Origin of the sequence: Rhodanobacter sp. Root179 (assembly GCF_001428465.1) — a bacterium.
Taxonomy (GTDB): domain Bacteria; phylum Pseudomonadota; class Gammaproteobacteria; order Xanthomonadales; family Rhodanobacteraceae; genus Rhodanobacter.
This window is the reverse complement of record NZ_LMHR01000085.1, coordinates 72,127-96,265: the sequence shown is the minus strand read 5'-3', so window position 1 is coordinate 96,265 and position 24,139 is coordinate 72,127. Positions and strand designations below refer to the sequence as shown.

Below are 24,139 nucleotides of genomic sequence, written 5' to 3'. Positions count from 1 at the left end.
ATGAATTTTCCTCGCGATCAGTTCATTTACGCGCCCCCTGGGAGCGTGAAACAGCCGTGGGCGGCCTGCTAGCATGACCGGATGAACAGCCCCGTCCCCGCCCGTCTTGCCGCCTTGCGCGCGGCCATGCAGCAGCATGGCGTTGCCGCCGTGCTGGTTCCCAGCGCCGATCCCCACCTGTCCGAATACCTGCCCGCGCACTGGTCCGCCCGGGAATGGCTGTCCGGCTTCACCGGCTCGGCCGGCACCCTGATCGTGAGCCGCGACGAGGCCGGACTGTGGACCGACTCGCGCTATTTCTCCCAGGCCGAGCAGCAGTTGGCAGGCAGCGGCATCCGCCTGATGAAACTGCGCGTGCCGCATACCCCCGAACACCTGGCGTGGTTGCAGCAGCACCTGCACCAGGGTGACGTGCTGGCCGTGGCCGGTGACAGCGTGTCGGTCACCACGCGCCAGCAGATCGAACGGCATCTGGCCGGCACCGGCGCCAGCCTGCGCACCGACCTGGACCTGCCCGGTGCGATCTGGCCGGATCGACCCGCGCTGCCGCAGGCGGCGGTGGTCGAACACGACCCCGTTTACGCGTGCATTGCGCGCGCGGACAAGCTCAGCCGCCTGCGCAAGTCGATGCACAAGCTCGGCGCCACCCATCACCTGCTGTCCAGCCTCGACGACATCGCCTGGCTGACCAACCTGCGTGGCAGCGATGTCGAGTGCAACCCGGTGTTCCTGGCCCACCTGCTGGTCCAGGCCGATCAGCGAGCCACGCTGTTCGTCGGACGCGCCAAGCTCACCGATGCCCTGGTCGCGCGACTGGCCGCCGACGGCATCGCCATCGCCGACTACGCCTCGGTCACCTCCGTGCTGAACGAGCTGGGGGCGAACGAGCGCCTGCTGCTGGACAGCAGTCGGGTGGTCGATACCATCGCGGCGGCGATCGCGCCAGCGGTGACGCGGATCGAGGCGGCCAACCCCAGCACCGCCTTCAAGGCCGTGAAGAGCGCCGCCGAACTCGAACATGTCCGCGACGTGATGCGCCGCGACGGCGCCGCCCTGGTGCGCGGGTTCCGTCGACTGGAGCAGCGCCTGGCCGCGGGCATGACGGTCACCGAACTGGACGTGGACACGGTGCTGCGCGAGGAGCGCTCGGCCCAGCCGGGCTGGGTGGGCGAGAGCTTCGCCACCATCGCCGGCTACCAGGCCAACGGCGCGCTGCCGCATTACCGCGCCACGCCCGAAGCGCACAGCACGCTGCAGGCGAAGGGCCTGCTGCTGATCGATTCGGGCGGCCAGTATCTCGGCGGCACCACCGACATCACCCGCGTGCTGGCCTTGGGCGAGACCACCGCCGAGCAGCGCCGCGATGCGACCCTGGTGATGAAGGGCATGATCAACCTGTCGCGGGCGCGCTTCCCGAAAGGCGCCAGCGGCCCGCAGCTGGATGCCCTGGCGCGGGCGCCGCTGTGGGCGGCCGGGATGGATTACGGCCACGGCACCGGTCACGGCGTGGGCTACTTCCTCAACGTGCACGAAGGCCCGCACGGCATCCGCGCGCCGGTACCCGGCGGGGCGTTGGTGGCGCTGGAGCCTGGCATGATCAGCTCGATCGAGCCGGGCCTGTACAAGCCAGGCCGGCACGGCATCCGCCACGAGAACCTGGCGGTGGTGGTCGAGGCCGAGCAGACCGAGTTCGGCGAGTTCCTCGCCTTCGAGACGCTGACCATGTGCCCGTTCGACCGCCGCGCACTGGAGCCGGGCCTGCTCAATCCGGAAGAACGCGCCTGGCTGGACGACTATCACGCCAGCGTGCGCGCCGCACTCAGTCCGCTGCTGGACGAAGCAGACCTGGAGTGGCTGAACCGCCACTGCGCAGCGCTGTAGGTCCTGCTCGAAATGCCGGCGGGCGGTGCCTGCGGGAGTGCCGCAGGCACCGCTCAGCGAAAGTGCGTCGCGTCGACTTCGGCCGCTGCGGGCTGCATGAAGTATTCGTGCAGGTACTTCTCGCCCTCGTCGCAGAATGCCGTCACCACGGTCTTCAGTTCGGGGAAGTTCTGCCGGATCCGCTTGGCGGCCAGCAGGTGCGCTCCCGAACTCGGCCCGCAGAACAGGCCGTGGGTTCGTGCCAGCCGCTTCATCTCGGCCACCGCGTCGGCGCTGGACACGCTGAGCACCTCGTTCACCAGGCTCGCGTGGCGCTGGAAGATGCCTGGCACGAAGCCGTCGGAAATGCCCTCGATGGTATGCGTGGCGATCTCGCCGCACAGGATCGTGCACGACTCGGACGGCTCCATCGCGAACAGCCGCACGTCCGGATTGACCGCGCGGAACGCCTGGCCCACGCCGATCAGGGTCCCGCCGGTGCCGACGCCCAGCACCAGCGCATCGGGCAACCGGCCACTCGGCAATTGGGCCAGGATCTCCGGCCCCAGCACCACCCGGTTTTCCTCGACATTCCATTCCGACTCGAACTGGGCCGGGGCGAAGTAGCCCGGCTGTTGGCCCAGTTCGCGCGCCCGCTTCAGCGCCTCGTTGACGTGGAAGTTGCCGCAGAACAGCACCTCGGCCCCGAATGCCCGCGAAATCGCCACCCGTTCGCTGGACAGCCCCTCGGGCATCACCACCAGCATGCGATAGCCCTTCACCGCCGCCACCATCGACAGCGCATTGCCGGTGTTGCCGCTGGTCGCCTCGACGATGGTGTCGCCGGGCTTGAGCAGGCCCTCCTGCTCGGCGCGCTCGATCATGTATTTCGCGATGCGCGCCTTGATCGAACCGGAAGGATTGAGGAATTCGAGCTTGGCGTAGACGCCCTCGATCTCCAGCAGCGGCGTGTCGCCCACCGCGTCGAGAATGTTGTCAGATACTCCAGCGTAACGCGTGGCCATGTCAGGCGGCTCCATGCTGGTGCGACATCACGTCCAGCGCCAGCGTGGAGTGCGCGTACGCCCCGCCGGCACGCATCTCGGCAGCCACCCAGATCGCCTCCATGATCTGCGCCTCGCTGGCGCCCTGCTTCAACGCCTCGGCGGTGTGTCCCTTGATGCAGTAGGGACACTGGGTGACATGCGCCACCGCCACCGCGATCAGCTGCTTGGTGACATTCGGCAAGGCGCCATCGGCGAAGACTGCCGCGCTGAAAGCCTTGAAGGCCTGCAGCGGCGCAGGCGCCAGCTCGCGCCGCTTGCGCGCGGTTTCCGCCGTGGCAGGCGGATACATCGATACGTCCATTTCATCCTCCTCGATGATCCGGAATGGGGTGGCTCGGCCTCGTCGTCGACGGGTATCAATGCGGCGGGGGCGCGGCACCCTGCACCCAGCCCGGCGGGTCGCTGGCGGGAAAGCTTTGCGCCAGTTCCTCGTCGATGCGTCGTTCGCGGGCTTGCACTTCGGCATCGAGATCACGACCAAACCGCGCCGCAATCAGGGGAGCGCCAGCCTGGCGCGGAGCCGGCCGGTGGCGAAGTGGCATGCAATCGTGGCTGACCATGTCTGTCCACCTCCCGATGGTTTTCATGCACTGTCGCGCACACGGTGCACGGGCGCACTGATACAGATCAACCGGTTCTGAGCGCTGCCTGCGCGCGGAATCGCGCGCAGGCGCGAAGGATCAGCTGCGCTTGGGCGGCACCAGCTTCAGCCGTGCGGGCACGAGCGGCTGGTTCGGGCACAACAGATGGCGCACCTCATCCGGTTGCAGCGGACGGGAATACAGGTAACCCTGCCCCTCGACGCAACCACTGCGCAACAGGAAGTCGTGCTGTGCCTCGGTCTCGATGCCCTCGGCGATGGTTATCAGGCCAAGGCTCTTGGACATCACCAGCATCGCTTCGGTGATCGCCGCATCGTTGGCGTCGCCGGGCAGACCGGTGACGAAGGAGCGGTCGATCTTCAGATAGGCCACCGCCGGCAGCTTCAGGTAAGCCATCGACGAATAACCGGTGCCGAAATCGTCGATCGCCACCTCGATCCCCAGCGCATGCAGGGTCTGCATGGTGCGTTCGATGTCGTCGCCCAGGCGCAGCATCGCGCTCTCGGTGATCTCCAGCAGCAGGCGGCTTGCCGACAGCTGCCTCGACTGCAGCGCGCGGTTGACCCCGTCGACAAAGGCGGGGTGGCCGAACCAGCGGGCCGAGATGTTCACCGCCACCCGAATCGGCGGCACCCCGGCCAGGTCCCATGCCTGGATCTGGGCGCAAGTGGTCTGCATCACCCACTCGTCGATGCGCCGGATCAGGCCCAGCCCTTCGGCGACCGGAATGAACTCACCCGGCAATATTTCGCCGCGCTCCGGATGCTGCCAGCGCAGCAGGGCCTCCACCGCCACGATGCGCCCACTGCGCAGTTCCACGCTGGGCTGGAACACCAGGTGGAATTCATTGCGGGCCAGCGCCTGGCGCAACTCGGTGGCCAGTTGCAGGCGCCGACGCGTGTCGGCGTGCATCATCGGGGTATAGAAGCGGCAGGCGTTGCGCTCTTCCGCCTTGGCCGCATACATCGCTGCATCGGCGTTGGTGATCAGCGCCGCCGCGTTGGCGCCGTCCAGCGGATAGCCGGCCACGCCGATGCTTGCGCTGAGCACGATCTCGTAATCGTCGATCAGCAGGGGTTCGGACAGGCTGACCAGCAGGCGGTTGACGATGGCGCGGGCGTCTTCGCGCAGGATCAGCCGCGGGATCAGCACGGTGAACTCGTCGCCACCGATGCGGCCAGCCACGTCGCCATCGGAAAGCTGCCGGCGAATCCGCTCGGCCACCTTGACCAGCAGCCGGTCACCGATCGCGTGGCTGTAGCTGTCGTTGACGATCTTGAATGCATCCAGGTCGATGAACAGCACCACCACCGCCAGCCGCTCGCGTTCGGCCACCGCGATCGCCTCGCTGCAATGGCGCTCGAATTCGGCCCGGTTGACCAGGCCAGTCAGCGGGTCATGCCGCGCCATGTGTTCCAGCCGCTGCTGGCTGGCCTTGGCCTCGTGGATGTCGGTGCACACTGCCACGTAATATTGCGGCTGCCCTTCCCCGTCACGGATGGCGCTGATGCTGAGGTGTTCGGGGTAACTGCTGCCGTCGTTGCGGTTGCTGAGCACCTCCCCGCTCCAGTTCTGTCCGGCCGCCACGCCCTCCCAGATCGACTGCGGCAACGGTTTGCCATCGAGCAGGCGGCGATGCTCGTCCAGGCGGCGGCCGATCAGCGCCTGGCTGGAAAATCCGGTCAGCCCCACATGGGCTTCGTTGGTGGAAAGCACCCGTCGTTCCGCATCGGCGATGATCACGCCCTCGGCGATGCCCGCCAAAGCTTCCGCCGCGATGCGTCGCTCCTGCTCCATCTTCAGGCGCTCGGAGATGTCGCGAATGATCGCCTGGCGCACCGGCTGGCTGCCCCAGTTGGCCAGGCTGGTCTGCAACTCCACCGGACGCGTGCTGCCCTGCTCGCCCAGCAGCAGGTTGCTGGCTGCCCGCCCGGCCTGCTGCCCGGCCATCGACTGCACGAACAGGTGGACGAAACGGTCACCGACCAGTTCGCCGGCGCTGCGACCGGTCCAGCTGGAGGTGGTGCGGTTGACGTCCAGGATGCGTCCGCTGGACTCGTCGATCATCACGATCGCATCGGCGGCGCTGTCGAACAGCAGCCGATAGCGCTCTTCGCTGCCGCGCACGCTGGCGAGAATCCGCCGCGCCATGTCCAGCCAGAGCAGCGCGGCGATGAGTCCGGCGCCGAATACGCCCCAGAACAGCACCTGGCCCATCCAGACCGCCCCATCGGCGATCTTGCGCGAGAACAGCGTGCTGCGCGGCTCGATGTAACTGTTGATCGCGTGGATGCGCGCGCGCTGGCGGGCGATCTCCGCCTGTCCCGGCGTGCCGCTCGCGTAGCCGGCGGCCAGTGCGTCGGCGATCGTGTTCAGGTCGTGAATCGAGGTATCGGTGGAACGCCAGGCATCCAGCGCGTCGCGCATGTAGGGCGCACCGGAAAAATGGTGCAGCATGAAGATGACGCCGGGGATCGCGATGGTGACGGTATTGCTGCGATGCAGGGCGCCGGCCACTTCCTCGTAGTCATAGCTGCCGGACAGGATCTGGTCGCGGGCCGAGCGATCGGCCATCAGCACCGCGTAATTCTCGCGGTAGTTGGCCAGGTCGGCCGGATCGCCGGAGATCGCGTAACTCTCCAGCGCGATCACGCTCTGCTTCTGCGCCTTCGACCAGATGCTCTCGCCGTTGAGAAAACCGGCGAGAGCCACCTGCAGCTGCAGTGCGCCCCAGGTCAGTGCCAGGATCAGCACCAGCATGCCCACAAGCCCGTACACCAACGGCATCAAGCGTCGTGACAACGGTCGTTGCAAGCTGAGTCGCGAACTTCGCATGGCGTCCCTAGGTTCGTGATCGACGCATCACGTTCTGGCAAGACACTGCCCGGAACCTGGTTCCCTCAGGCTGCGGCTTCGTTCAGTACATCCAGAACACGATGCGGTTTGACGCAGCGATCAGCAAGAATCCGCATGCTGGTGTAGCTGCGCTTGATGCATTCGCCGACGTGGCTCACTTCATCGGCGGAAGGTTCCGTTCCCAGCAGTGTACAGACTATCTCCAGCGCCTCCCACGGATGGGTGTCGTCATAGGCCGCATGCAACTGCAACCAGCGCAGCGATCCGGCCCGGCTCTTCTCCGGGAAGCGTTCGACATAACGACGGCTGTCGAAGAGCAGTTGCGACCATTCGCCGGTGGCTCCTTCCACCGCATAGTTGGTGGCGGCGATGCCTGCGGCCAGTGTATCCCTGCGGCTGACGTCCTCGCACCAGTTGGCCAGCGTCTCGGTGCCGTGCGGGGCCACTCCGTGCAGCACTTCCTCGCGGGCAATACCCGCGCCCTCGGCCCAGTTGAGCCAGTATTCGGCGTGGTTCTGCTCGACGCGGATGTTGCGTACCAGCCAGCGTCGCGCCAGGTTGTCGCCGGCGCTGCGGCCGAACCGGGTCTTCAGCAGGCTTTGCGCCATGTACGCCGGGAACCGTTCGATGACCGGCCAGATGCCGACCATGAAGTTGGTGGTCCCGGCCTTGCCCAGGCTGCCATTGATCATGGATTCCCACAGCGGGTGCTCGATCACGCTGCGCTTGGTGCTTTCGCAATCGGCCACCATGTCCTGGGCCCACTGGGGGTAGCTGGTCAGCTCGGTCTGCGGGCCGGTCAGTTTGAATTCGTTGTGCATTGCGTTCTCCTCGGTTTGGGCGGTTCATGAGTCACTGTCATTCGACCGACCCGGAATCCCGACGCCGGCCGTTTCCCCGGCATGCCGCTGGGCACCACCGGAAAATCTGCATCCGCCACTCGCCGAAGGCACTGCCAGCTTCGGCAGCGGCTTTCCTGCGCCGCTGATCACGGCGGGAAAACTGCCTTCGTGAAGGCAGGCCAGAGGCCTACGATGCCGCAATCCTGCGGGACTTGTACTTTCGACCGTCACGCCATGCGACTGAACCGGTCGTGAGACGCGCGCACGGCAGCGTCGGCGCCCCAGGCGCGGCATCGCGAAAACCGGGCGACAGGAGGAGGATGCAGAAGACCGCCGATGGCGGCAGCATCATGCTTCGGAATGAACGGGGGGCCGGCACCGCGGGCGCAGGCAACCCTGCCGGCCTGCCGTCAGGCAGCGACAGGCACCAGGGCATGCGAAAAAGTCGAATGGAAAGCGCAGGCGCTCAGGGCACGCGCATCTCCGCCTCGACCTGGGCGATGAAATGGCCCATCCGGATGGACGCGGTGCTGGTCAGGAAAATGCCTTCGTAATACGCCAGCAGCACGTCCAGCCGCTCCTGGTTCAGTTCGCTCGAGGCCCGGTACTCGGGCCCGGGCGGCCGCGTGATCGTCTCCACCATGTCGCCGAGCAACTCGCGCATGTCCTCGCGGAACAGATCCAGCCCCTCCGCCCAGCCGGTGTCCGGCTGGTTCAGCACCAGGCTGGCCGCCCGGACAAAGGCCTGCCGGCCCGCGATCTCGTCGACGATGCTGTCGATGTTGTTCACGCTGCGGGGCAACGAGACGCAGTCGGCAAACTCCAGCACCAGATGCCGACGCAGGCCCCTGTTGCCGGTGATCATCGTCGGCAGCTTGCCATCGAGCTGCAGATGGCATGGACAGGTGTGGCAGGCATTGTCGACGCCGCCGCTGCGGTCCACGTAGGCCTGCCACACCGCGCCCTTGCTTTCGACCAGCACCGGGGCACTCAGCCGCTCGGTCTTCCTGACGATCTCGAACAAGGCAAGGATGCGCGCCACCGAGTGATAGCGGCGCTCGCCGTAATTCCTGAGCTTCTCTTCCATCGACCGCGAAGGCTGGCGTCGGGTGTGATTGCCGCCCGAATCGATATGGATGCGGCTCTTGCCAACCCGGGTGCAGGCGGCAATCGTGTTCAGGCGGCTGCGAAAGAAACTCGCGTTCTGCCGGTAATCGCTGGAGTTGGGCATGTTCGTATCCTCGGCCGGAAGAACGTGGCGACAAGGCATCGAAACGAACGTCCCCACGATCAGACGGACTATAGCCACGGCATGAGGCCCCGGAACGCCCATTTGCAGGGCGAGCGCAAGGCCGGATCGAACTTGAGCCGTGTCCTGCGTGGACGCCGGTCACCCGCCTACATGACGGTCTGGACAAACCCCACAACCGCCTCGGTACAGCTCGGGAAACTCGGAAAGCCGTCGCGCTTGCCGCGCAGACGATGCTCGCCTGCGCGGCAAGCAGCACCACTGGAACGGGGCGCGGCTCACGCGCCCCGCCCTGATCAACCGGCGTAATCGACCACCAGGGCCACGCGGCGGTTGCTTGTGCCCGCGTCGCGCGATGCACCCTTCTCCACCTGGCGGTTGCTCGCCTCGCCATAACTGACCGCGCGAACCTGGCCGGCGGCCATGCCTTCACTGGAAACCAGGTAGTCACGCACGGCGTCCGCGCGCTTCTGGCCCAGCCGCTGGTTATAGGCCCGCGAACCGGCCGGATCGGTGAAGCCTTCCACCGTCACCACCGCACTGGAGTGGTGCGCCTGCATCACCTGGGCGAAGTCCTTCAGCATGGCCTTGTCCTGTTCGTTCAAATCGGCCTTGTTGAAATCGAAATGGGCCACCGTGTCCACGCGCAGGCGTCCCTGCATTTCCGTCAGGGTGGCATCGTATTTGGAGAATCGCTGCTGCATGTCGGCAGTGAGCGCGTCCAGTTGCTGCTGCATCTGGGCATCGGTGCTTTGCAGCTTGCTGATGGCGGCGTCGAAGTCGGTGCGCTTGACGTAGCCGCTGCAGCCGGCAAGGGATGTGACTGCCACCAGGGCGAGAGCGAGACAGGCGCCTCGGGAAGATCGATTCAACATGGGGAGTTCTCCTCTTCATATCGGAATGCTGCGGCGGTGATGCACGAAGCCTCGCCACAACCTGTCCGATCCTGCCCCAGCGAAGCTGCACAGTCTGCGAACCCGACGACGTATTTTGCCCGCGCAAATTAATGCCGAGTTCAGTTGCAGCCCCGATCGCCAGCAGATGCAGGCACGCTCCGCGAGCGATGCGATTCGATCAGCCGCATCCGGGAGAGCCGTCGACTCCGTCGAACCAGGCTTTGCACAGACGGCCCGGTAGTGGTCAACTCCACGCGGTACGGCAGCGCCAACGAACCCGGGGATCGCAAACAGATGCATGCAACCATCTTGAACAAGCTGCGCCGATCAGCGCCACCCGCCCTGCTGCCGCGATGCCTGCTGGCCGCCACGCTGATGCTGACGACCCTGTTGTCCACCGCCCGCAGCGCACCGCCGGAGCTGGCCGACTGGCAGCGCCAGGCCCAGGCAATCACGATCACCCGCGACGACTGGGGCATTGCCCACGTCCACGGCAGGACCGATGCCGACGCCGTCTTCGGCATGGCCTACGCCCAGGCCGAGGACGACTTCAACCGGGTCGAGACGAATTACCTGAACTCGCTGGGCTGGCTCGCCGAAGCCGAGGGCGAGTCGGCGATCTGGAGCGACCTGCGCCAGCAGTTGTTCATCGATCCCGTCGAACTCAAGGCGCAGTACGCGAAGAGTCCGGCCTGGCTGCAGGCCCTGATGGACAGCTGGGCGGCTGGCCTCAACTACTACCTGGCCACCCATCCCGAGGTGCATCCGCGGGTGATCCGGCAGTTCGAGCCGTGGATGGCGCTGAGTTTCAGCGAAGGCAGCATCGGCGGCGACATCGAGCGTGTCTCGCTCGACCGGCTCGCCGCGTTCTACGACAAGGCCGGAACGAAACTGGCCAGCGTGCAGACGCCGTCGAGCTGGGTCGAGCCGAGCGGCTCGAACGGCTTCGCGATCGCGCCCAAGCTCACCGTGGACGGCCGCGCGCTGTTGTGGATCAACCCGCACACCTCGTTCTTCTTCCGCTCCGAACTGCAGATGTCCAGCGACGAAGGACTGGACGCCTACGGCGCGGTGACGTGGGGGCAGTTCTTCATCTACCAGGGTTTCAATCCGCACATCGGCTGGATGCATACCTCCACCGGCGCCGACGTGGTCGACGAATTCGCCGAGACCATCGTGCACAAGGGCGACCAGCTGTTCTACCGCTACGGCAAGGAACTTCGGCCGGTGACCTCGCGCACGATCAGGCTGCGCTATCGGGCGAAGGACGGCTCGCTGGCCAGCCGCAGCTTCACCGCCCGCTTCACCCATCACGGCCCGATCGTGCGCGCGGCCGACGGCAAGTGGATCGCCATCGCGCTGATGAACAAGCCGATGGCGGCGCTCGAACAGAGCTGGCTGCGCACCAAGGCCAGCGACTACGCCAGCTACCGCAAGGTGGCCGAGCTCAAGGCGAACTCCTCGAACAACACGATCTTCGCCGACGACAAGGGCGAGATCGCGTACATGCATCCGCAATTCATCCCCAGGCGCGACAACCGCTTCGACTACACCCAGCCGGTCGACGGCAGCGACCCGGCCACCGACTGGCAGGGCCTGCACACGCTGGACGAGGCGCCGCACCTGCTCGATCCGCCGAACGGCTGGATCATGAACACCAACAACTGGCCCTACTCCGCCGCCGGCAAGTTCAGCCCGCAGCAGAAGGATTACCCACGCTACATGGATACCTTCGGCGAGAACCCGCGCGGCATCCACGCCACCCGCGTGCTCGATCGGGTACGCGACTTCAGCAAGGCCTCGCTGATCACCGCCGCGTTCGACTCCTATCTGCCCGCCTTCGCGCAACTGATCCCCGTGCTGGTGTCCGACTACGACAGGCTGCCCGACAACGATCCGCTGAAGCCCCGCCTGGCCGGCCAGATCGCCCTGCTGCGGGGCTGGGACTATCGCTGGGGCATCGCCTCGATGCCGACCTCGCTGGCGGTGTTCTGGGGCGACACGCTGTGGGATCGCGTGCATGCCCAGGCCGAGTCGGAAGACCAGTCGGTGTATGACTTCATGGCCGGCGACGCGGGCCCGAAGGCGCGCCTCGACGCGCTCGTTAGCGCCTCCGACCGGCTGGAACACGACTTTGGCAGCTGGGGCGTGCCGTGGGGCGAGATCAACCGCTTCCAGCGCAACGACGGCGCCATCGTGCAGAGTTTCGACGACGGCAAGCCGAGCATCCCGGTGCCGTTCGTCTCCTCGCGCTGGGGCTCGCTAGCCTCGTTCGGCGCGCATCGCTGGCCCGGCACGAAGCGTTACTACGGCACCAGCGGCAACAGCTTCGTGGCGGTGGTCGAGTTCGGCCCCAAGGTCAGCGCCCGCGCGATCACGGCCGGCGGCGAAAGCGGCCATCCCGCCTCGAAACACTTCAACGACGAGGCCGAGCGCTACACCACCGGCAACCTGCGCACCGTGTACTTCTGGCCCGAGCAGTTGCAGGGGCATACCGAACGGGTCTATCACCCGGGGGAATGATGGAGCGCGAACGGGCCGCCTTCACGGCAGCCCGAATGGCTTTTTTTACAGGCTGGCCGCGATGCGACCCACCTCGGCCAGCACGCGGGCGCCCACGTCGGCATCCGGCGATGTGGGTGCGTAATAGGCGGTGACCAGCACGGGCGCGCGCTGCGGTGGCCACAGGATCGCCACGTCATTGCTCTCGCCCTGCGCGCCGCTGCCGGTCTTGTCGCCCGCCTGCCAGCCCGATGGCAGGCCGCCGCGCAACTTGTGCAAACCCGTGGTGCACGCGCGCAGCCAGCCGGTCAGGCGTGCGCGCGACGCGGCAGAGAGCGCATCACCCAGCAGCAGGGCGCGCAGGTCGCCCAGCATCGCCTGCGGCGTGGTGGTGTCGCGCAGCTCGCCCGGACCGCCGACGTTGAGCTCGGGCTCGGTGCGATCGAGCCGGGTCAGCGGATCACCCAGCGTGCGCACGAATGCGGTCACCGCCGCAGGACCGCCGAGGCTTGCCAGCAGCAGGTTGGCGGCGGTGTTGTCGCTCACCGTGATCGCGGCCTGGCAGAGCTCGCCGACCGTCATGCCCGGCGCGCCCACGTGGCGCGACGTCTCCGGCGCCCATGCCAGCAGCACGTCCTTGCCGAAAATGATGCGTCGATCCAGCTGCTCGCTGCCCTGATCCACCCGCGCCAGCACCGCAGCCACCGCCAGCAGCTTGAAGGTGCTGCACATCAGGAAGCGCTCGTCGATGCGGCGCCCGGCGTGGTGCCCGCTGCCGGTATCCAGCATCGCCACGCCCAGTCGCCCGCCGTGTTTTCGCTCCAGCGCCGCCAGGCGTGCCGCGATGGCATCCATCGCAGGTGACGCCGCCGGCATCGCGAATGCCACGCGATGCAGCGGCAGCGCCGCCGCACCCAGCAGGATGCCCTGCAACAGGTTTCGACGATTCATCGGATCTCCTCGTGATGGGACGCCAGCGGTCCGGTACGCCAGAGGCTAGTCAGCCAGGCAGGCGCCCGGCGGCCTTCGGGGAGGCGAAATCCTGACAGGCCTCAAGCCCGCGCCGGAATCTTCAGGCCGCGCTGCACGGCTGACCGCGCCAGGCCGCGTTCGAGCCAGGCCGAGACATTCCCGAAGCTGTCGAACGCCACCAGTTCGCGCGCCTCGTAAAAGGTCACCAGGTTGTTCACCCAGCCCAGCGTGGCGATGTCGGCGATGGTGTAGTCGTTGCCCATGATCCAGTCGCGACCATCCAGCTGCGCGTCGAGCACGCCGAGCAAGCGCTTCGATTCGTCGACGTAGCGCTGCAACGGACGCTTGTCCTCGTAGCTCTTGCCGGCGAACTTGTTGAAGAAGCCGACCTGACCGAACATCGGGCCGATCGAGGCCATCTGGAAGAACACCCACTGGATCGTTTCCCAGCGCCGCGCCGCATCGGCCGGGATGAACTGGCCGGTCTTGTCCGCCAGGTACAGCAGGATCGCGCCCGATTCGAACAGCGCCAGCGGTTCGCCGCCGGGGCCGTGCGGGTCGATGATCGCGGGAATCTTGCCGTTCGGATTCAGCGCGAGGAACTCCGCCGTATGACTCTCGTTGTTCATGATGTCGACCAGGTGCGGCTCGTACGGCAGCCCGGTTTCCTCCAGCATGATCGACGCCTTCACCCCGTTCGGCGTGTTGAGCGAGTACAGCTGGATGCGCTCGGGATGGCGGGCCGGCCAGCGGCTGGCGATCGGGAAAGCGGAAAGATCAGACACGGCTTACTCCTGCAACGGGGATCACCATCAGATTGGGTGTCCTGCCGGCAGGTTCAATACGGCGAAGGCGCCGTTGTTGCCGTGAACCGGCTCGGCCGACTCAGGCCACCGTGCGCACCGCCACCATCAGGCACATCGTGACGTTCAAGGTGGCGTGCACCAGCCATGATCCCAGGATGGATCCGGACTTGATGCGCACCCACCCCATCGCCAACGCCAGCACGAAGACCAGCGGCAGCAGCATCCACATCTGCGGCATCGTCTTGAGGATCAGCAGGTGGGGCAGCATGAAAATCAGCGCCTGCAGCAGATTCGCCCACACCAGTGGCAGCCGTCGCGCCAGGCTTCCCGCGATCAGGCCACGGAATACCAGCTCTTCGACGAAGCCGGTCTGCACCACACCGTAAAGCAGCGCCATCACGATGGCCTGCACACCCCACCCCAGTCCGGCAAACGGCCGTTGCGGCGATCCCTCCTGCAGGAACGGCGCCACTGGCGGTTGCCACAGCACCAGCACGCCTGCCACGGCCAGCGCGATCGCCGCGCTGATCATCAGATAACGGGCGCTCGACCCCTGCAGGCCTGCGCGACGGGCGATCTCGACAAAACGCCGTTTATGCCGCCATTTGTGCCAGATGAAATAGCCGAGGAACGGCACACCGGCCAGCACGATGACCGCGATCAGCGCATTCACGACGGGCAACACAAGCCACATGATCTTCCCCTGTGTTGAGTACGAGAATCTGCGGCCGGCCGGGTATTTCCTTACGACTACCTCCGCGATCCGGCAACCACACCGATGCTGTCACGGCCATCACAGGTGCCACAATCGCCGTGCGTCACACATTCCGGGGGCGCCAGCGGGCTTGTCGAACCGGCTATTTCGCCCGCGCCATGCAGCGCTGCCAGCGCTCCTCGACGCGTTTGGCGAACCAGGCGGTGGTGAGCTTGCGGGTGATCTTCGGGCTCTTCAAGGTGATGCCCGGCAGCTGCGCGCGCGGCAGTGGCTGGTGTTCGATGCCCTCGGCCAGCGCATACACGCGGGCGTAGAGCTTGCTGTCCACGAAGTCCTGACGCTCGCCCTGCGCCAGAGCCCGATGGATCGCCGAGTCGCTCATGTCCAGCTGCGAAGACAGGGTCCGCACCGCCAGTTCCGTCGCTCCCGGGCGATCGCCGAAACCGGCATCCGGCGACAGCAGGTCGCCGTCCAGCGCCAGCGGGATGCCCGAGGCGACGCTCACCGCATGCTGGAACGCGGCGTTGCGGCTGGCGTACCAGCCGGCGTTGAAATCGGCGAAGCGGTAGATCGGCGCGGGATAGTCCGCCGGATATCCCAGCAGGTGCGCGATGCCGAAATACAGGCCGCCGCGCCGGCTGAACACCTCGTCGCGGATCGAGCCCTTGATCGGATACGGATAGTCCCGGGCATGGGCCTCGGCGAACGCGATGCTCACCTGCATCGGGCCGGCCGTATGCACGGGATTGAGCTCGCCGAACAGCCGCCTGCCGAGCGGTACCATGCCGATGAAGTCCTGGAAGATCCCGCTCAACTGCTTCTCGGTGCGCGCCGCCGACAGCCGCTCGCTGTAACGCCGGCCGTCGGGCGACTTCAGCCACAGCGCCGCATCCACCAGGAACCCGGGGATGTGCTTCGCCGCGGCGCGACGGTCAATTTCCTGGCGCGCGATCCGGCCCAGTCCGGGCACCACCGGGTCCACCTTGAACCCCGACTCCTGCTCGGTCACCGCCAGCACCGCACACAGGTTGGCCGTGCTCGGCGCGATCTGCCGGGCGGAAAACGCCACCTGGATGTCGGTGGCCCAGCCGGCGCGATCGTCGGCACTGGCCGGGATCAGCCGCAGCAGGTCGCTGCGCACCTGTGCCGGGCTGCGCGCGTTCTGCACGGGCTGCGAAGCGCAGCCGACCAGCAGCAATGCCAACAGCCAGGCCGGCACTCGCCACGGCGAGGAGAACGCGGAGTCGATCGCGATGAGCTTCATCCGGCCATGCTAACGCGCCGATGCCTCGCGTCGACCAGCGTCCTGGCTACGCTCACTGGCTTCCGGTTCAGATCAGCGGAAAGATCCAGTGCAGGGTTCCGTAGACCAGCACTTCGGCCAGCACGAACACGGAAAAGCCCAGCACGAATTTCCCCGCGGGCTTTTCGTGCCACATCTTGTACGCGTCATCATCAAGCTTCGCCGCCCGGGCAGCGGTGACTTCATCCGTTCCAGCGTGATCCATGTGCTTGCTCCCTGTGTCCGTGACCCTGCCCGCCGCAAGGCGGACGCGCTACAGTCCATCGCCATCATCGTCGGCGCTTCCCGGCACGGCAAGCCCGCCGTGAAGGCCGCCTGTTTTTCCTTGCCGTCAGCACCCATATCTGCGCCATGACTCCGCTCCAGCAATTCATCGACGACCATCCGCGCCTGTTCGTGCTGACCGGCGCGGGCTGCAGCACGGATTCGGGCATCCCCGACTATCGCGACCGCGACGGCCAGTGGAAACGCCCGCCGCCGGTGAACTACGCCGCCTTCATGCATGAGCCGGCCACGCGCCAGCGTTACTGGGCGCGCAGCCTGGTCGGCTGGCGGCGTTTCGGTCGTGCGCTGCCCAATGCCACCCACCGTGCGCTGGTCGCGCTCGAGCGGCGCGGCCAGGTCGAGCTGCTGGTGACGCAGAACGTGGATCGCCTGCACCAGCACGCCGGCAGCGAGCGCGTGCTGGACCTGCACGGACGCCTCGACGAAGTGCGCTGCATGGGTTGCGAGGCACGGCTGGGCCGCCACGCGTTCCAGCAGATGCTGGAGGAGCGCAACCCGGCATGGCTGTCACTGGATGCCGGCGATGCGCCGGACGGCGACGCCGACCTGGAAGGCCATGACTTCGCGCAGTTCGAGGTTCCGCCCTGCCCGCATTGCGGCGGCATCCTGAAACCCGACGTGGTGTTCTTCGGCGAGGCAGTACCCCGCGAACGGGTGGAAGCCGCCGCGCGCGCCTGGCAGGCGGCGGACGCCATGCTGGTGGTGGGATCGTCGCTGATGGTCTATTCGGGCTACCGCTTCGTCGATGCCGCCGCGCGCGCCGGCAAGCCGATCGCCGCCGTCACGCTCGGCCGCACGCGCGCCGATGCGCTGCTGAGCCTGAAGGTCGACGCGCCCTGCGACACCTCACTGGCCTTCCTGCATCAGCCCTGACATCAGCTGGTGTGGTCGAGAATGACCTTCCAACCGTCCGCGGTCTTTTCCCACAGCAGCGAGAACACGCCATCGTCCTGGGCAACCTCGCCGTGGGCAGCGCGATCGAGGTGGAAGCGGCCGGTGACCACGGCATAACGCACCTCGCCATCGCGCCCAGGCAGCAGGCGCACGTCGAGATCGGAGAAGGTGAGCTTGCCCATCTGGGCCTTGCCGGCGTAATGCTTGCGGTAGCTCTCCAGGATCGCGCGGTAGCCCTTGCGCACGCTGCTGCCCACGAAGGTCGTGTCGGGGGCGTCCTTGTAGCCGTGCATGAACCCGTCGACGTCGCCGCGGTTCCAGGCCGCCTGCTGCCGGTTCAGCACCTGCCGGATGGCGGCGGCGTCCGCGTCGGGGGTGGCTGCACGAAGCGGGCTGGCGATGCACAGCGCCACCACCATCTGCAGCGCGATCAGAAGCCTTCCTGCGTTCATGATGACGCCTCCTCGATGGACGGCTATGGACGGCTGAAAGGTGTGCGGGCTCAATGGGCAGCCAGCTTCTCGATGCGCCGATCCGGCACCAGCCAGAGCAGCGCCGCCAGGGCGTAGAAGAGCTGCGCCGCCCAGGGCCGCCAGAACGTCAGCGCGATGCCGCCAAGATAGAGCAGCGGCGAGATCTTGCCCTTCCAGTCGTAGCCGATGGCCCCGCGCAACGCCGAGTCCGGACCCGCCACCGCGATCAGCACCTGCTCCAGTATCCAGTAGGCCACCGCTGCCATCAGCAGGACGAAGCCGTAAACGGCGGTCGGCGCCTGGGCCAGGTGGTTTTCGCCCATCCATGCCGTGGTGAACGGGAACAGCGACAGCCAGAACAGCAGGTGCAGGTTCGCCCACAGCACCGTGCCCGATACCCGATGGGTGATCGCCAGCATGTGATGGTGGTTGTTCCAGTAGATGCCGACGTAGACGAAGCTCAACACGTAGCTGAGCAACACCGGTGCCAGCGGACCGAGCGCCGCCAGCGTGGTTTCATGCGGCACCTTCAGCTCCAGCACCATGATGGTGATGATGATGGCGATGACGCCGTCACTGAATGCTTCCAGCCTGCCCTTGCCCACCTGTTGTCTCCCGATCAGGCCCCATCGCCGGCCGACGCGCAGTGTGCCTCAGCCAGCGTCCGGATACATCCGGCACGCGCCGGTTCCGTGGCCTAGGCGCCCGGTCCGCAGTCGATGCAGTGCAGCGGCGGCGCGGCGCCCATGCCCAGCGCGGTGAGCAGCTCGCGCAACGCGGTGCGCAGGCCCTCCTCGATCGTGGGGTGGTAGAACGGCATCTGCAGCACGCCGGCCACCGTCATGCGCGCCTGGATCGCCCAGGCCAGCAGGTGGGCGATGTGCTCGTTCTGCGGGCCGATCATCTCGGCGCCCAGCAGCAGGCCGCTGCCCTGCTCGCCATAAACGCGCAGCAGGCCGTGGTTGACCAGCATCACCCGCGAACGCCCCTGGTCCTCGAAGGACACCTCGCCCACCGCGAAATCGACGCCGTCGGCAAGCAGTTGCGCATGCCGTCGCCCGGCGTAGGCGATCTGCGGATCGGAAAACACCACGCCCAGCGGGGTGCGCCGGGTATGCCGGTAGACCGCCGGATACCGCGCGGCCTGCTCGCCGGCCAGGTGGCCCTCGTCGGCCGCTTCGTGCAGCAACACCCGATCGGCATCGGCATCACCGGCGATGAAGACATGGCTGTCGCCGGCCCGGGTGGTCTGCGGATCGAACACCGGCAAACCCCTGGCATCGAGCTCGAGCCCGGAATGCTCGAGCGCCAGCATCTCGACATTGGGCGTGCGCCCGGTGGCGGCCAGCAGGTAATCGAAGCGCTCGCTGGTCGCCGCGCTGCCCGGGTCGGTGAAGTGCACGACCACCGCCTCGCCGTCCCGCTCGACGCGCACGTCAGCGGCATCCAGGCTGAGCGGCAGTTCCGCCGCGATCAACCGCGTGGCCTCGGCGCGCACCACCGGATCGCTGATCGCGCCAATCCGTCCGTCACGACCGAACAGGTGCACGCGGACGCCCAGCCGATGGAGGGCCTGGCCCAGCTCCAGGCCGATCACGCCGGCACCAAACACGGCCACCGAGCCGGGCAGGTCCTGCCAGTCGAACACGTCGTCGCTGATGATCAGCCGGTCGCCAGCCGCCCGCAGCACCGCGGGAATTGCCGGCCGCGAACCGGTGGCGATGATGATGCGCCCGGCACGGACCCGCTCGACCGGCGGCACGCTGCCGTCCATCGCTGGCGACAGTTTCAGCGTATGCGGGTCCTCGAATTCGGCGTGCGCCCGCAGCACGTGGGCAGGGTCGAAGCCCGCCACCGCATCGAGCACGAAGCCCACGAAGCGGTCGCGTTCGTCACGCACCCGCTTCATCACCGCGCGGCCATCGACCCTGCCCGCGTCGCTGGCGATACCGAACGCGGGCAACACTGCCAGCCGGTGCCGCGCCTCGGCCGCGGCGATCAGCAATTTCGAGGGCATGCAGCCGACCCGGGCGCAGGTGGTGCCAAACGGGCCGCCTTCGATCAGGGCGATGCGGTCGGTGCGCTTGCGCGCCTGGCGATAGGCGGACATGCCCGCGGTGCCGGACCCGATGATGGCGACGTCGACCTCGCGCGTGCTCATGCCGTCACCGCCCGTCGTGCGCCTGCAGGTTCCGGCCACGGCCGGCCATGCGGATGAGTTGCCATCGAAGTGTCGATCATGGGATCACCTTTCATCACTGCGCGGGAATGTTCCGGCCATCGCGGGTGTCGGTGACCGCGCTTCAGGCTACTGCAAAACGGCCGAGACCAGGCCCGCAGGCAACGCGATATCGAATCGACCGGGACGATGAACCCATCGGACACCGGCTGTCGATTTCCACCCCGCCCGTTCGTTGCTGCCATGAGGGCTACTCCTCCAGCCAGGAAAACCGCCATGTCCAACACTGTCCGCCTGCATCGGGTACTGCGCGCGCCGGCCGAGCGCGTCTATCGCGCCTTCCTCGATGCCGAGGCCCAGGTCAAATGGTTGCCGCCGAACGGCTTCACCGCCAGGGTGCATCATCTGGATGCCCGCGTCGGCGGCAGTTACAAGATGTCCTTCACCAACTTCTCGACCGGCCACAGCCACGTCTTCGGCGGCACCTATGTCGAGCTCACGCCGTTCGAACACATCCGCTACACCGACCAGTTCGACGATCCCAACCTGCCCGGTGAAATCACGGTGACCGTCACCTTGAAGACCGTGTCCTGCGGCACCGAACTGCACGTGGTGCAGGAAGGCCTGCCCGAAGTGATTCCGCTGGAGCAGTGCTACGTCGGCTGGCAGGAATCGCTGGCACAGCTCGGCCGGCTGGTCGAGGTGGACATTCCGGACTGATTGCCGATACCTGCCGTGCTAGTCCCACGGCACCGATTCGGCCAGCAGATCACGCAATTGCGCCTCGTCCATATCCAGCAGCTGCTGCTCCGCCAGGCGAAGGTTTTCCGCGGCCATGACGGTCTTGCGAACCGTCAGGTCGCCGGCGTGGGAAAACACCAGCAGCATGTTGCCGTAGGACGCGTCCAGCACCGCCGCTTGCCATGGATTGCCGTTTGTATCGTCGAAACTGCGCATGAAGCCTGTTCCCGGCAAAGGTCGGGCCAGTATATCGACGCTGCACCGGAAGCCGCGCACGTGTCGATATCCCTGGCGCCGGTTCGTCGCTGTAGTGAAGGTGGCCTTGTCGGCCCCCATTCCCGCAAGGAGACAACCATGTCCTGGATCGATGGTTTCGTGATCGCCGTTCCCCATGCCAACCGCGCGCAGTTCATCGAACACGCCCGCACGTTCGACAGCATCTTCCTGGAATTCGGCGCCACCCGGGTGATGGAGTGCTGGGGCGAGGATGTGCCCGATGGCAAGCTCACCGATTTCCGCCGCGCCGTGCAGGCACAGGCCGATGAAGCGGTGGTGTTTTCGTGGGTCGAATGGCCCGACAAGGCCACCCATGATGCCGGCATGGAAAAGTTCATGCAGGACCCGCGCATGGAAGCGGCCAGCGCCTGCCCCTTCGATGGAAAGCGCATGATCTTCGGCGGCTTCGTGCCGGTGGTCAGCCTGCCGGACTGACCGCCGGCGGGAACCATCCATGTTCGCCGGATGATGTCGGAAGCCATCGCGCCGCCGATGGCTCCCGACCTTATGCGCGTGGCGCCTGCGCCCTGCCTTCACCCACAGGCACGGTGATTCTGATAGCTTGCGACGGGACGCACGATGGTGATGACGCCTTTCTGCGCACACCACCGGAACAGACGACCACCGCAGGCAGATGATCCCGACGCTTCCTCCACTCGCCGACGTGCTCGACCTGATGCCCGATGCCGTCTGCGTGGTGGACACCGAGGGACACCTGCTGTTCGTCAACGCGAGCTTCAAGCGCATCTTCGGCTACACCCCGGAGGAAGTGCTGGGCCGGCGCATCTTCGAGCTGGTTCACCCCGACGATCGCGCCGCCACCGCCGCACAGGCCGAGCAGGTCATGTCGGGCAAGCTGCAGCTGCATTTCCGCAACCGCTACCTGCACAAGGACGGCCACAGCGTCGACATCCAGTGGTCGGCGCGCTGGCTGCCGCAGCATGGCGTGCGCATCGGCGTCGGCCGCGAGGTGACCGAACTGCGCCGCCTGGAGCGCGAACTGGAGCACCGCGCCAACCACGACTCGCTGACCGGACTGGCCAACCGCGACCGCCTGCGCATCGAACTGCAATCCGCGATTGATCACGCCAGGCATACCGGTCACGGCGTGGCGGTGCTGTATCTGGATCTCGACGGGTTCAAGGACGTCAACGACCGTGGCGGCCACGATGCCGGCGATCATCTGTTGCGCGAGGTGGCCGCGCGCCTGCAGCAGGGCGTTCGGCAGGGCGACCTGGTGGCCCGGGTCGGTGGCGACGAGTTTGTCGCTCTGCTGCCCGGCTGCCGCGACGCACAGACCGCCCGGGCAGTTGCCGAAACCCTGCGCGCCCGTCTCACCATTCCCTTCAGCCTGCCCGACGGCCTGTTCCTGCTGGACGCCAGCATCGGCATCGCCTGTTTTCCCGACGATGGAGCCAACGCGAAAGCCCTGCTGGCCCAGGCCGACCGTGCGATGTACGCCGTCAAGCATCAGCAGTCGTCACGCGAAAGCGGCCTCCGCCAGAGCGAAGAAAGCAGCGCGGACGACGACTGATCATCGCGGTCACCGCAGTCGGGCGAAGGACCGTGCGTCGACGTCGGGCTGAGCGGATTACCGGACGAGCCGCAAGGGGATTAGCATGATGCGCCAGCCGCAGCCCGCGGCAAGGGGAAAATCATGAAGATCAAGCTTTCGCTCGCCCGGGTACTGTCCTGCATGGCGCTGGTGGCGATGTCGCTGCCGGCGCAGGCTGCGGAGCCAGCCGCGGCTGCCGCCAAGGCCTCGCCCACCACGACCTGGGTGTATCCGCTGATCCCGAAATTCGGCGGCGTGCATCCGCGTCCGGATGCCGACGCCCAGCCCGACCCGAAGGCCGACTACAAGATCCTCGTCGACGTGATTTCCACCGGAACCGACAAGGGCAAACCGTATCCATCGCTGGAGCGCCTGGCACGACTGGTGAATCTGCTGGCCTACTCCGGTGTGCCGCCGGAGCGCATGCACATCGTGGCGTTGCTCGATCAACGAGCGGGCGCCGCGAGCTTGACCGATGCCGCTTCGCGCAAACACCTGAAGAAGGGCAATCCGAACCTGGAAATCCTGCACGCGCTGAAGAAGGCCGGCGTCAAGCTGCTCGTCTGCAGCCAGGCCCTGGCCGAACACGGCGTCCAGGACAACGAGCTCGATCCGGCCGTCACCGTCACCCTGTCGGCGCTCACCGCTCCGGTCGTGTACGAGCAACAGGGATACCACTACATGCAATTGTAGGGATCATCGGCCAAGCCAGCGTGGTCGCCTTGCGCCCCGCCAGGGACGTCAACGCAAGGCGGGGAATCCGATCACCATGTCGTCCAGCGGCATCTCGGCTTGCCGGTGCCGGAGCGGCAGCGGTACCCATGGCTCGCCCTGGCCAAACAGCTGCGCCTCGGCTTCCGGCCCGAGCAAGTCGAAGCGGTCGAACAGGAACGGCAGGCCTTCGGAACCTTCGAACGTCATCGCGCTGGAAAGCTGGAAATGCAGATGCGGCGCGCTGGAACTGCCGGACTGGCCCAGATGCGCCAGCAGCTGTCCCTTGCGCACATGATCGCCGATACGCAGCTTTACGCTACCGCGTTGCAGGTGCGCGTAGCTGGCGAACACGCCTGGTTGGATCTCCAGCACCACGTAATTGCCGAACAGGCCATGTGCCGTCAATGACTCCGGCTCCGATTGCGGGTTGAGTGGCGGGTGTTCCGGCTCGCCGTCGCGTGCATCGCGCACGACCCCGTCCGCCACCGCGAGCACGTCCGCACCGTAGCCGACCCAGTCCGGATGCCGCGACTTGCCGACATTCTTCACGCCTGCACGCACCACCTGCCCGCGCGGATCAATCCCCACCAGGTCCAGTGCGTAGCGTTGCGGAATGGTCACTTGCCCGTTCACTGCCACCAGGCTGCCCCAGTGATGCGAATGCGCATTGCCCGGCCCCTCGTGTGCCAGCCAGAGTCCGCCGCGCAGCGGTGGCCCGATAAGCACGGGTGCCTCGGCACTCAACGATACACGCACGCCATCAAGCAACTCGGTCTTCTGCTTCGCGGTGGCGAAGGTCATCCGATGGCGCAAGGTCCGTGGTAACGGGCTCGCCGTGGGCAGGGTCAGCCAGACGTAGACGACGACGCGCTTACCGGCGTCGATGGTCACCGGCGCATGTTCAGCCGGTGCCGGTCGAGTCATCCCCGCCAGATCTTCAGCATCGAAGCGGGCGAGCGGCGTACGGTCATCGTCCGCATACACCTCCAGCTCCCGCGGCTTCAGCGGGCCGGCGTCACCGTAGATGCTGGTGACATGCAGCTCGTAGGCGAGATGCATCCGTTCATCGCTGCCAGCCACCGCGGCCGGGGCAAACGGCACGCGTGCCTCCACCGGCGCGAGCGCCTGCTGCGCACCAGCCAGTGAAATCCAGCACAACGAGGGCGCGAAAAGCCAGCGCGCGAATCTTCCACCCATCGACACATGCATCTCCCGAGATATGCCCATGGCCGCATGATCAATGACGATGCGCACCAGCGAAGTCAGATTCACTCACCGCGGGGAAATCCACAAGAGACCTCGCCCGGCGTTTGTCCACGTCCCCTCTCCCGGCGCAGGCGCTTCGACACTAA

At 66.6% G+C, this 24,139-nt stretch carries 24 protein-coding genes; 7 read left to right on the top strand and 17 right to left on the bottom strand.

Annotation, left to right across the window (positions count from 1 at the left end; genetic code table 11):
* Nucleotides 1–81: 81 nt before the first annotated feature.
* The gene (locus tag ASD82_RS13600) at nucleotides 82–1,881 is read left to right on the top strand and encodes an aminopeptidase P family protein (protein ID WP_056718365.1); all 1,800 of its coding nucleotides are present in this window, start codon (nucleotides 82–84) and stop codon (nucleotides 1,879–1,881) included.
* A gap of 53 nt (nucleotides 1,882–1,934) precedes the next feature.
* Here the strand turns inward: ASD82_RS13600 and ASD82_RS13595 are convergent, their stop codons facing one another.
* From ASD82_RS13595 to ASD82_RS13565, 7 genes are all read right to left on the bottom strand, one after another.
* Nucleotides 1,935–2,885: a cysteine synthase family protein gene (locus ASD82_RS13595; protein WP_056718364.1), complete on the bottom strand. Its 951-nt coding sequence runs from the start codon at nucleotides 2,883–2,885 to the stop codon at nucleotides 1,935–1,937.
* 1 nt (nucleotide 2,886) lies between these two features.
* Nucleotides 2,887–3,228, bottom strand: coding sequence for a carboxymuconolactone decarboxylase family protein (locus ASD82_RS13590; protein ID WP_056718363.1), 342 nt, complete (start codon nucleotides 3,226–3,228; stop codon nucleotides 2,887–2,889).
* 55 nt (nucleotides 3,229–3,283) lie between these two features.
* Nucleotides 3,284–3,469 (bottom strand): hypothetical protein, encoded by a 186-nt coding sequence (locus tag ASD82_RS13585; protein WP_157599281.1) that lies wholly within the window; start codon nucleotides 3,467–3,469, stop codon nucleotides 3,284–3,286.
* A gap of 138 nt (nucleotides 3,470–3,607) precedes the next feature.
* The gene (locus ASD82_RS13580; RefSeq protein WP_056718361.1) at nucleotides 3,608–6,316 is read right to left on the bottom strand and encodes an EAL domain-containing protein; all 2,709 of its coding nucleotides are present in this window, start codon (nucleotides 6,314–6,316) and stop codon (nucleotides 3,608–3,610) included.
* 113 nt (nucleotides 6,317–6,429) lie between these two features.
* On the bottom strand, nucleotides 6,430–7,206 hold the full coding sequence (locus ASD82_RS13575; RefSeq protein ID WP_056718360.1) for an iron-containing redox enzyme family protein: 777 nt from the start codon (nucleotides 7,204–7,206) through the stop codon (nucleotides 6,430–6,432).
* Nucleotides 7,207–7,693: 487 nt separating this feature from the next.
* Nucleotides 7,694–8,458: a hypothetical protein gene (locus tag ASD82_RS13570; protein ID WP_056718359.1), complete on the bottom strand. Its 765-nt coding sequence runs from the start codon at nucleotides 8,456–8,458 to the stop codon at nucleotides 7,694–7,696.
* A gap of 314 nt (nucleotides 8,459–8,772) precedes the next feature.
* On the bottom strand, nucleotides 8,773–9,351 hold the full coding sequence (locus ASD82_RS13565) for an OmpA family protein (protein ID WP_056718358.1): 579 nt from the start codon (nucleotides 9,349–9,351) through the stop codon (nucleotides 8,773–8,775).
* Between the two features lie 315 nt (nucleotides 9,352–9,666).
* Here ASD82_RS13565 and ASD82_RS13560 point away from each other — a divergent pair, with 315 nt between their 5' ends.
* A complete protein-coding gene (locus tag ASD82_RS13560) occupies nucleotides 9,667–11,895 on the top strand; it encodes a penicillin acylase family protein (RefSeq protein ID WP_056718402.1) in 2,229 nt (742 codons plus the stop codon).
* Nucleotides 11,896–11,940: 45 nt separating this feature from the next.
* Here the strand turns inward: ASD82_RS13560 and bla are convergent, their stop codons facing one another.
* From bla to ASD82_RS17825, 5 genes are all read right to left on the bottom strand, one after another.
* Nucleotides 11,941–12,825 (bottom strand): class A beta-lactamase, encoded by an 885-nt coding sequence (gene bla, locus ASD82_RS13555; RefSeq protein WP_056718357.1) that lies wholly within the window; start codon nucleotides 12,823–12,825, stop codon nucleotides 11,941–11,943.
* Nucleotides 12,826–12,926: 101 nt separating this feature from the next.
* Nucleotides 12,927–13,631, bottom strand: coding sequence for a glutathione S-transferase N-terminal domain-containing protein (locus ASD82_RS13550; protein ID WP_056718356.1), 705 nt, complete (start codon nucleotides 13,629–13,631; stop codon nucleotides 12,927–12,929).
* A gap of 100 nt (nucleotides 13,632–13,731) precedes the next feature.
* Nucleotides 13,732–14,346, bottom strand: a complete 615-nt coding sequence (locus tag ASD82_RS13545; protein ID WP_056718355.1) for a CPBP family intramembrane glutamic endopeptidase — start codon at nucleotides 14,344–14,346, stop codon at nucleotides 13,732–13,734.
* 163 nt (nucleotides 14,347–14,509) lie between these two features.
* A complete protein-coding gene (locus ASD82_RS13540) occupies nucleotides 14,510–15,631 on the bottom strand; it encodes a DUF1615 domain-containing protein (RefSeq protein WP_056718354.1) in 1,122 nt (373 codons plus the stop codon).
* 67 nt (nucleotides 15,632–15,698) lie between these two features.
* Nucleotides 15,699–15,875 carry a hypothetical protein gene (locus ASD82_RS17825; RefSeq protein WP_157598883.1) on the bottom strand — a complete coding sequence of 59 codons (177 nt, stop codon included), beginning with the start codon at nucleotides 15,873–15,875 and terminating at the stop codon, nucleotides 15,699–15,701.
* Between the two features lie 146 nt (nucleotides 15,876–16,021).
* On the opposite strand from ASD82_RS17825, the gene ASD82_RS13535 reads away from it, so the two are divergent.
* Nucleotides 16,022–16,828, top strand: coding sequence for an NAD-dependent protein deacetylase (locus ASD82_RS13535; RefSeq protein WP_056718353.1), 807 nt, complete (start codon nucleotides 16,022–16,024; stop codon nucleotides 16,826–16,828).
* 2 nt (nucleotides 16,829–16,830) lie between these two features.
* Here the strand turns inward: ASD82_RS13535 and ASD82_RS13530 are convergent, their stop codons facing one another.
* The 3 genes from ASD82_RS13530 to ASD82_RS13520 all read right to left on the bottom strand — a co-directional run bounded on the left by ASD82_RS13530 (nucleotide 16,831) and on the right by ASD82_RS13520 (nucleotide 19,483).
* Nucleotides 16,831–17,301: a nuclear transport factor 2 family protein gene (locus ASD82_RS13530; RefSeq protein WP_235580720.1), complete on the bottom strand. Its 471-nt coding sequence runs from the start codon at nucleotides 17,299–17,301 to the stop codon at nucleotides 16,831–16,833.
* Between the two features lie 50 nt (nucleotides 17,302–17,351).
* Nucleotides 17,352–17,927, bottom strand: coding sequence for a TMEM175 family protein (locus ASD82_RS13525; RefSeq protein WP_056718352.1), 576 nt, complete (start codon nucleotides 17,925–17,927; stop codon nucleotides 17,352–17,354).
* A gap of 92 nt (nucleotides 17,928–18,019) precedes the next feature.
* Nucleotides 18,020–19,483 (bottom strand): dihydrolipoyl dehydrogenase, encoded by a 1,464-nt coding sequence (locus ASD82_RS13520; RefSeq protein ID WP_056718351.1) that lies wholly within the window; start codon nucleotides 19,481–19,483, stop codon nucleotides 18,020–18,022.
* A gap of 294 nt (nucleotides 19,484–19,777) precedes the next feature.
* On the opposite strand from ASD82_RS13520, the gene ASD82_RS13515 reads away from it, so the two are divergent.
* Nucleotides 19,778–20,221, top strand: coding sequence for an SRPBCC family protein (locus ASD82_RS13515; protein WP_056718350.1), 444 nt, complete (start codon nucleotides 19,778–19,780; stop codon nucleotides 20,219–20,221).
* 18 nt (nucleotides 20,222–20,239) lie between these two features.
* On the opposite strand, the gene ASD82_RS13510 is transcribed toward ASD82_RS13515, so the two are convergent.
* On the bottom strand, nucleotides 20,240–20,458 hold the full coding sequence (locus ASD82_RS13510; protein ID WP_056718349.1) for a hypothetical protein: 219 nt from the start codon (nucleotides 20,456–20,458) through the stop codon (nucleotides 20,240–20,242).
* A 138-nt stretch (nucleotides 20,459–20,596) separates the two neighbouring features.
* Here ASD82_RS13510 and ASD82_RS13505 point away from each other — a divergent pair, with 138 nt between their 5' ends.
* The 3 genes from ASD82_RS13505 (at nucleotide 20,597) to ASD82_RS13495 (ending at nucleotide 22,766) form a co-directional block, all read left to right on the top strand.
* Nucleotides 20,597–20,953, top strand: coding sequence for a DUF1428 domain-containing protein (locus ASD82_RS13505; RefSeq protein WP_056718348.1), 357 nt, complete (start codon nucleotides 20,597–20,599; stop codon nucleotides 20,951–20,953).
* Nucleotides 20,954–21,152: 199 nt separating this feature from the next.
* Complete coding sequence (locus ASD82_RS13500) at nucleotides 21,153–22,052, top strand: sensor domain-containing diguanylate cyclase (protein ID WP_056718347.1); 900 nt, start codon at nucleotides 21,153–21,155, stop codon at nucleotides 22,050–22,052.
* 123 nt (nucleotides 22,053–22,175) lie between these two features.
* Complete coding sequence (locus tag ASD82_RS13495; RefSeq protein ID WP_056718346.1) at nucleotides 22,176–22,766, top strand: DsrE family protein; 591 nt, start codon at nucleotides 22,176–22,178, stop codon at nucleotides 22,764–22,766.
* 48 nt (nucleotides 22,767–22,814) lie between these two features.
* Here ASD82_RS13495 and ASD82_RS13490 read toward each other — a convergent pair whose 3' ends face one another.
* Nucleotides 22,815–23,984, bottom strand: coding sequence for a M23 family metallopeptidase (locus ASD82_RS13490; RefSeq protein ID WP_162253830.1), 1,170 nt, complete (start codon nucleotides 23,982–23,984; stop codon nucleotides 22,815–22,817).
* Nucleotides 23,985–24,139: the final 155 nt, after the last annotated feature.